The 7,845-nt window shown below is 43.7% G+C and carries 6 protein-coding genes and 1 pseudogene; 2 read left to right on the forward strand and 5 right to left on the reverse strand.

The window, feature by feature from the left end:
• The first annotated feature begins 589 nt into the window (after positions 1–589).
• Both LZ634_RS17105 and LZ634_RS17110 read left to right on the forward strand, forming a co-directional pair.
• The gene (locus tag LZ634_RS17105; RefSeq protein WP_000368714.1) at positions 590–1,795 is read left to right on the forward strand and encodes an AAA family ATPase; all 1,206 of its coding nucleotides are present in this window, start codon (positions 590–592) and stop codon (positions 1,793–1,795) included.
• Positions 1,795–2,769: a ParB family protein gene (locus LZ634_RS17110; RefSeq protein ID WP_000064120.1), complete on the forward strand. Its 975-nt coding sequence runs from the start codon at positions 1,795–1,797 to the stop codon at positions 2,767–2,769. Before LZ634_RS17105 ends, LZ634_RS17110 begins: the two co-directional genes overlap by 1 nt.
• Positions 2,770–2,850: 81 nt before the next feature.
• Here LZ634_RS17110 and LZ634_RS17115 read toward each other — a convergent pair whose 3' ends face one another.
• From LZ634_RS17115 to LZ634_RS17135, 5 genes and pseudogenes are all read right to left on the reverse strand, one after another.
• Positions 2,851–4,122 carry a Y-family DNA polymerase gene (locus LZ634_RS17115; RefSeq protein WP_004118291.1) on the reverse strand — a complete coding sequence of 424 codons (1,272 nt, stop codon included), beginning with the start codon at positions 4,120–4,122 and terminating at the stop codon, positions 2,851–2,853.
• A pseudogene (gene umuD, locus LZ634_RS17120) lies at positions 4,122–4,463 on the reverse strand (translesion error-prone DNA polymerase V autoproteolytic subunit); the annotation flags it as partial. The gene LZ634_RS17115 and the pseudogene umuD, both read right to left, overlap by 1 nt.
• 140 nt (positions 4,464–4,603) lie before the next feature.
• Positions 4,604–4,816 carry a KTSC domain-containing protein gene (locus tag LZ634_RS17125; RefSeq protein ID WP_117249891.1) on the reverse strand — a complete coding sequence of 71 codons (213 nt, stop codon included), beginning with the start codon at positions 4,814–4,816 and terminating at the stop codon, positions 4,604–4,606.
• A 16-nt stretch (positions 4,817–4,832) separates the two neighbouring features.
• Positions 4,833–6,593: an ATP-binding protein gene (locus LZ634_RS17130; RefSeq protein ID WP_117249890.1), complete on the reverse strand. Its 1,761-nt coding sequence runs from the start codon at positions 6,591–6,593 to the stop codon at positions 4,833–4,835.
• Positions 6,583–7,776, reverse strand: a complete 1,194-nt coding sequence (locus LZ634_RS17135) for an SIR2 family protein (protein WP_117249889.1) — start codon at positions 7,774–7,776, stop codon at positions 6,583–6,585. Before LZ634_RS17135 ends, LZ634_RS17130 begins: the two co-directional genes overlap by 11 nt.
• Positions 7,777–7,845 lie beyond the last annotated feature (69 nt).

A 7,845-nucleotide genomic window follows, 5' to 3' on the forward strand; every position in this document is an offset into this window, starting at 1 on the left:
TGACCTGTTTCCCACAGTCCCGGCCGCCCGCGAAGTTGACCTGTTTCCCATAATCCGGGCCGTCCGCGAAGTTGACCTGTTCCCCACACTCCCGGCCGCCCGTGAAGTTGACCTGTTTCCCATAGTCCGGGCCGTCCGCGAAGTTGACCTGTTTCCCATAGTCCGGAGCGTCCATTAAAGTTGACCTGTTTCCCACAGAGGATGGAAAACTCTTCTTGTGCTGAGCGTAAGAGCTATCTGCCGGAACGGTTCCTCTTCGCTTCCTCGCCAGTTCGCTCGCTACGCTCGGTTACATGGCTGCGGCGAGCGCTGATACATAAGGCTCAGCATTGCACTGGTCGTAACTAAAATCAGAATCCTTCTGAATGACTCTCCTGTCTTGCAAGTTGAATACCTTTCTCAAAGCCCTTTTGTATGAGTTGCTGTTGATGGTCAAAAGTGCGTCTGCGTGTTGCTGCAGTGTGATTTAGTAGCACGCCCGTCGAGCTTCATCCCCCTTCTGTTGAGAGCGAAATCAAAACAATATGATTTTTTTCTTGCAACATGACACTTTTTGTTCAAAATGACAAAAAACGTCATGAGGTGATAAATGGACAATATTGAGCAGTTACGGAAAGTCGCTACACGTGCAGGTAAGCTTCTGACATCTTTGAGCGAAAGTATCCGACAGCAAAAAGAGGAATTGAAGCTTACCGAGTTCTATCAGGAATACAGCAAAGCCGCTCTGTATAAGCTGCCTAAGCTCAGTAAAGGCAGTGTTGAGTATGCTGTGTCCGAAATGGAAGCCGGTGGCTACATTTTTAAAAAGAAACCTTCTGGTAATACGATGAAATACGCGATGACGATTCAGAATGTCATCGATCTGTATAACCATCGTAAAGTACCGAAGTACAGGGATCGCTTCGATAAAGCCTTTACGATTTTTGTATGTAATCTTAAAGGTGGTGGTTCCAAGACAGTTTCTACCGCTTCATTATCACATGCTTTTCGAGCTCATCCTCAGCTTCTGTTCGAAGACCTGCGTATTCTGGCCATCGATTTCGATCCGCAGGCATCTCTGACAATGTTCCTGAGCCATGAGAATTCAGTGGGCTTGGTTGAAAATACGGCTGCTCAGGCCATGCTCCAGAACGTGTCTCGTGAAGAATTACTTTCCGATTTTATAGTACCGTCTATTATCCCTGGTGTTGATGTAATCCCCGCTTCCATTGACGATGCATTCCTTGCTGAAGGCTGGAAGGGATTGTGTGAAGAACATCTGCCAGGGAAAAATATTCATGCGGTGCTTAAAGAGAACATTATCGACAAGCTCCAGCATGACTACGACTTTATTTTCCTTGATAGTGGTCCTCACCTTGATGCGTTCCTGAAAAACTGCATTGGGGCGGCAGACCTGATGTTGACCCCTCTTCCACCGGCGACGGTTGATTTTCATTCTTCCCTGAAGTTTGTGGCCAGCCTCCCTGCCCTCATAGATTCCATCGAAATGGATGGGCACACCTGCAATCTCATCGGTAATGTCGGCTTCATGTCCAAGATCCTGAACAAGTCTGATCACAAAATTTGCCATAGTCAGGCCAAAGAGGTTTTCGGTGCCGATATGCTAGACATGGTTCTGCCAAGACTGGATGGTTTCGAACGTTGTGGGGAGACTTTTGACACAGTTATTTCAGCAAATCCAGCAACCTATGATGGAAGTACAGAGGCACTAAAAAGCGCAAAATCAGCAGCGGAAGACTTTGCGAAGGCAGTCTTTGATCGCATCGAGTTCATTCGTACTAACGGAGGTATGTGATGTCGAATGAGAAAAGAAAAACCATCGGCAGACAGTTAAATACTCAGGCGTCAATGCTCGAAATGGCTGACACCGGTAGAAGTCAGGTATTTACCTTAAAAACCGGCAGGAAGGTAACGTTCAGGTTTGTTCGGGTGCCTGCATCTGAAGTTGAAAGTAAGACCTTCGTAAACCAGGAAAACAATGGAAGAGATCAACTTGCACTGACCAGGGAGTCTCTGAAATCCATTATCCAGACGATTAAGTTTCAGCAGTTCTTTCCCTGTATTGGTATTAAGCAAAGTGAAAGGATTGAGATACTGGATGGTTCAAGACGGCGAGCCTCAGCAATTTTTGTCCGTACAGGCCTTGATGTAATGGTTACCGAAGAACATTTATCAGCTGATGAAGCTCGCCAACTGGCTAAAGATATCCAGACAGCTAAAGAACATAATCTTCGGGAGATTGGTCTGAGATTGATCGCTCTTAAAGAGTCCGGATTTAATCAAAAGGAAATTGCTGAACTGGAGGGATTATCTCAGGCTAAAGTTACCAGGGCGCTGCAGGCGGCGGCCGTACCGCAAGACTTAATTTCTCTGTTCCCGGTTCAGTCGGAGCTATCGTTTAGTGATTATAAACTTCTTTTAGAAGTTAATGAAAAACTCGGTGAAAAGGGATTAACGCCTGAAGAACTCATTCAGTCTGTATCAGCTCAGCTCGATGCAATTTTGAGTGATGGCGAGCGACCAGAAGACGAACAGAAAGCCAGTATTCTGAAGCTGATTTCTCAGGCATCTCAGGCATTGATAGATCCATCTCCCAAGGAAAAGTCAGTGGTTTCCCCACTCTGGTCTTTTGAAGAAAAGGACAAGTTCGCGCGTAAGCGTGTGAAAGGGCGCACGCTGACTTATGAGTTTAGCCGTATGTCAAAAGTGATTCAGGATGAACTGGACAAGGCTATCAACGAAGTCCTTGACAGAAATTTGAGTCAATAATTTCGCCATGGCGATTTCACATCTAACTTATTGTAATTAGGCAGTTTAGGTTGAGAATTTCACGGTGAAATCGCCATGGTTTCACGCCAGTTTCGCTGCAGGAATATCTGACCATCGTGTCGTATAAGCAGGAGAAAGCATCTCCCGTTTCATCTGCCATTCCGGGGCCATACCCCGCCCCGCAAACCATACTTTACCCAGCCCTGAGTTGTTGATCCCGTCCAGAACCCTCATCAGCTCAGCACTGTGAGGGCGTGGCGGGCGTTCGTCGAACAGTTGCAGCTGCGAAACTCCGGAGCCGGTGAAGTCATTCAGCATAACTCCGGCTTTGGCATACCGGTGCCCATCCCTCCAGATACGCTCCAGAGCCGTTGTAGCGGCTGCAATGATGTCCCTGGTGTCCTGAGTGGGTGTAAGAAGTTTTTCCGTAGCCACGTTGCCGTAGTAAGGCTCTTTAATGGCGAACGGAGACGTTTTGATGAAAACGGAAATATGCCGGCAATACTGGTGCTCTTTACGCAGTTTTTCAGAGGCCCGCTCTGCGTGCTGACAGATAGCCTGACGGAGTGACTCGTACTCCGTGATCTTCACGCCAAAACTGCGGCTGCAGACAATTTGCTGTTTCGTCGGAGGGGCTTCCTCAAGCGAAAGGCAGCTTTCCCCGTTCAGTTCCCGTACCGTTCGCTCAAGGACGACAGAAAAATTTTTGCGGATGAAGGCCGGGTTCGTCAGAGCCAGATCGAGCGCGGTTTTTATGCCCAGCACATTTAGCTTGCGTGCAATACGGTTACCCACCCCCCAGATTTCTTCAACCGGCTGCAGTGAAAGCAGTTTCCGCGTCCTTTGCGGATTTCCCCTGGTCAGAGCGAGTACGCCATGAAACTGTTTCCACTCTTTTGAGGCCCACTGGGCTGATTTTGCGAGGGTTTTCGTTGGTCCGGCGCCCACGCCAATGGTCAGGCGGGTACAGTCATACACCTGCTGACGCAGCTGCCGGGCGAAGTCCTCAAGCCCCATACAGTGCTCCACGCCGGTCAGGTCGAGGAACATCTCATCAATTGAATACTGTTCCACCCTGGGGGCCAGTTCCTCCAGGCAGTTCATCACGCGCGCCGATATCGAGGCGTAAAGTTCATAATTACTTGAAAACGCATATATTTTTTCCGGGTATCTTTCGTTTTTTATCTGAAACCACGGAGTTCCCATTTTGATCCAGGGCTTCGCCTCGGCACTGCGAGCGATTACATTCCCGTCGTTGTTGCTCAGGACGACTATCGGCTTTCCTTTCAAATCCGGGCGGAAAACACGTTCACAGCTGGCATAGAAGCTGTTCACATCGGCCAGGGCAAACATCAGTACATCTCCCTCGGGCGGTGGATGATATGCGTGACGACGCCAAAGATATCCAGCTCGTCGGGATCAGGATAAATCGGCGACCAGGAGGCATTCATGGGCTGCAGCGTCAGTCGCGGCGTCAGCAGAAGCCGTTTCACCGTAAACTCCCCCTGCATGCTGGCGACAACGATATCGCCGTGCCGCGGCTTTTCAGCACTGTCCACAACCAGCAGATCGCCATTGTACAGACTGCCGTCGGCCATGCTGTCTCCGCTGGCACGCAGGTAGTACGTCGCGCTCGGATGCCGTATGCAGTAATCATGGAGATCCAGATCGGACTCGACATAGGGGTTTGAGGGCCAATGGGGCGAAAACCTACGCTAAGCGACAGGAAATAAAATAAAAACATTATTAAACAATTAGTTGCTCTACCATAATAAGATGCAATCAGTGACTACCACCGACCACTGTTATGATTCGGTGGCAGTTCACTTATAGGTTATCCTACTTGAGACTCACGATAATTATTCTTTATGAAGCTATGGAAAAATTTACCGTGTGATTCTGCCCCATCAAACTCGTACCAACTTGTAAGCGAGAAATCATAGTAGTTCCAGACAGCACCACTATTAAATTCAATCTCTAATGTAGAAATAGATTCATCGTACCCGATACTCCGAATCATGCTTGATGAAATACTTCTTCTTTCCATTTTTACACTCCTTTGGTTAGATTTTCTGTTCACGTATTTTAGTCACAACGGTTTTATAGTTATCAGCATCTTGAGGGAATTCTTTTGTCCAACATTCGATCAACTTCGGATCTTCACTGGTTGGTCTTGGATGATTCAATTTCAATCTAACTCGAGATGGAATTTTTATAGCTTCACCTGAAATAACGGCCTCACCTATACGCAAAGATGCTAGAAGGTCCATAAGACTATTTAGATTATCGGGCGCCGATGATTTCACTATAGATTGGTCACTTGAATTGGTAAGCCGAAGAGCTATCAGCGTGCCAATTTGGGAAATTATAGTCTCCGACAACTCTGAGGGGCGTTGAGAAATAACTAATGCTCCTACGCCAAATTTTCTACCCTCTTTAAATATTTTTTCAACCGCAGCTTTTGAATAATTACTCTTATCATTTTTTCCTAGATACGTATGAGCTTCCTCGAATGCTAAGAGCAGTGGTCTTTGCTTACCGGTATATGATTCTTTACGTCCCCAAAACATGCTGTCGTAAACAAACCGTGTAATCAAGCCTATAGTTATGTCTAGTACTTCAAATGGGACACCGCTAAGATCTAGTATTGTTAATCTCTGCTCACATCCTATCCAATCCGCTAGTAAATCATGCAAATCTTTTTCAGAATCTGCCGTTTTATAATCTCCAGGATTGAACAAAAAATCATATCTCGTATCTCTTAGCCGAGAAAGTAATTTTTTCTCATAAGAAAAATACTCCATATGTTTAGACTTATAAGGTGCTGTACTACTCATTGAATAAGGCTCAAATGTCGCTGGTGTCAATGTTTCTGCGTCTCCAGCATTCTTTTCTTGAGCAGTTTTCTTGGTTTGCTCATCTTTCGTTGTAGAAGAAAATGATGCGTTAAGACACCAATTCATCTCATGCCATAACCGCCTTGCGCTAAAAGGAATAGGCGAATCCGCTGTAACAAGATCTACATTAACAACACCGGCCTTTAAATTTATATTTTCTTTCTTTAGTTCAGTTACGAGGTCCCTCAGTAAACGATATTCTATTTTCTGCTCATCACGATGATCGGCACCTACTAAGAAATATGCTAGTTCTTCAAAGGTCATCAACCAGAAAGGTATTATTAATGGAGAACCTTCTTCGTTAATTTTAAGAACCTTGGCATCGGGAAAAGCAGAGGAATATTCGCCATGTGGGTCTACCAATATAATCCTTGAACCAACATAACCATGTAGAATAGATTTCAGAATACTGACAGTAGTATTGGATTTTCCGCTACCTGTTGATCCCAAAATACCACAGTGACGTAAAATTAAATTATGAGTATCTACATAAACACCTAAATTTTCAGATGAAGAATGTTTCCCAATTTCAATGGAACCAGCATCCTTTTCCCCATAGATTTCAAATAGGTCGTGTTCAATTACAAGATGTACTTCATCACCTATTGTAGGATAAGTACCCACTCCTTTCTCAAACTCACTGTCACCTATTTTTTCTCCAATTAGTTGTACTGAAAGGAATTTTGAGCTCACTCTATGCTCATCATCACTGCTATCTGCAAATGGTCTGTCACTTACCGCAGCAACGATAGCGTAGATAGTAATATTTCCCATTGGCATTTTTACAAATGTGCCGATCTGACCAATTTTATACAATCGACCATTAATTATTGGCGCTGCGGAAGGTATTTCTGATGAAACTTCCACCTCTACAGTACTGGAATCCACACGAATAACCTTTCCTAAATATGTAGAGTCAGTCTTCATTTATAGATACCTCAATCTCGCTGCTACGGCCAGAATTTCCAACTAAGAACTCAACCAAATAGTTAAAATCGCCAAGCAAGAACTGTTCATCTTCGGTATTCCAAAAACCATCACACTTTTCTTTGTTTTTTAGCTCGGATTGATCAAGTGACCATTTCCCTAACGTTCCGTTTATAATCGCAGTAGTTGGTCCGAATACAGACAAATTTAGATATCCAGCCGAGAGTGAATGCAATTTTTTGACTTCACTGTCTGCATAAAAAAAGACAACAACACTAAGTCTGTTGTTTTGCCTTAAACAATTAAAAATAATTTCATTTATATGCTGATCTAAAAAAGAATATCCAGTGAAAATGAATAAGAGCTCGCCACTAAGCAGATAGTTTTTAAGGCGGTCGAAGTAAACCAAAAACGGTTGCCTACGTGATAGGTCATATTTTTCTTTTGATGGATAGATGACTATCTCATTTTTCTCTTCTTCAATTTTATCTATTTTCCCAAGGCGTATAACTTTATGCGATTTAAGATTGTCTCTTTTTTTCCAAAACCAGCTAAGAGAACCATGTATCTTCCATAATCGAATCCAGTTCTGAGTTAGGTCGTTTCTACGAACGAGTGTTTCGACACTTTCTTGCCAAAAAAATGGTTCGTAAGAACCAACAAAACCATCAAAATATGGTGCGCGAATAGCTTCGAGGGATTTCTCTATTACCAGATCATAATTTGTAGTAAAAATTTCTTTTGAAAAATCTCTGTTTTGCATGTTTAACCATGCGAAAAATTTCTTTGGTGCAGTCAGATTAGCGTCGGCTTCTTTTTCTGTAATTATATTATAAATATTTTTACAAATTTCAACATCCAGATCACGTGCGTTTATGCCAGAAACTCCGAGGAATTCTCTATCAGGCCTTTCTTCAGTAATTTCTCGAATCCGTCTTATCTGATTAAGAATATCTTCAATGCTAATTGTTTCATCAGGCTTAGATAAGTCAGTTTTAATAACATTAAAATAATCCAACAATGGTTCTGTTAATGCACTTTCGACCTGAACAGTCAATTGAGATATATTTGGCAAGCCTAAAGCGCAGGAGGTACCGGCCCCCATAAAGAAACCAATGTTTTTAGCGTAGGATAGTTGACTTTTTAGCTCACGAATTTCTTTAATTAGATTTATTTCTTCCATAGCTTTTAATTCCTTATCATAATTTGTTGTATGACTTGTTCTCTGCTTATAATAGTTCTTTTTAAATCA

It is taken from the genome of Kluyvera intermedia, assembly GCF_021440345.1.
Taxonomy (GTDB): Bacteria; Pseudomonadota; Gammaproteobacteria; order Enterobacterales; family Enterobacteriaceae; genus Kluyvera; species Kluyvera intermedia_A.

Bases quoted from the DNA above. Each gene is read 5' to 3' on its own strand.
- LZ634_RS17105 (WP_000368714.1), top strand. From the start codon at position 590: ATGGACAATATTGAGCAGTTACGGAAAGTCGCTACACGTGCAGGTAAG.
- LZ634_RS17110 (WP_000064120.1), top strand. From the start codon at position 1,795: ATGTCGAATGAGAAAAGAAAAACCATCGGCAGACAGTTAAATACTCAG.
- LZ634_RS17115 (WP_004118291.1), bottom strand. From the start codon at position 4,122: ATGTTTGCCCTGGCCGATGTGAACAGCTTCTATGCCAGCTGTGAACGT.
- LZ634_RS17125 (WP_117249891.1), bottom strand. From the start codon at position 4,816: ATGGAAAGAAGAAGTATTTCATCAAGCATGATTCGGAGTATCGGGTAC.
- LZ634_RS17130 (WP_117249890.1), bottom strand. From the start codon at position 6,593: ATGAAGACTGACTCTACATATTTAGGAAAGGTTATTCGTGTGGATTCC.
- LZ634_RS17135 (WP_117249889.1), bottom strand. From the start codon at position 7,776: ATGGAAGAAATAAATCTAATTAAAGAAATTCGTGAGCTAAAAAGTCAA.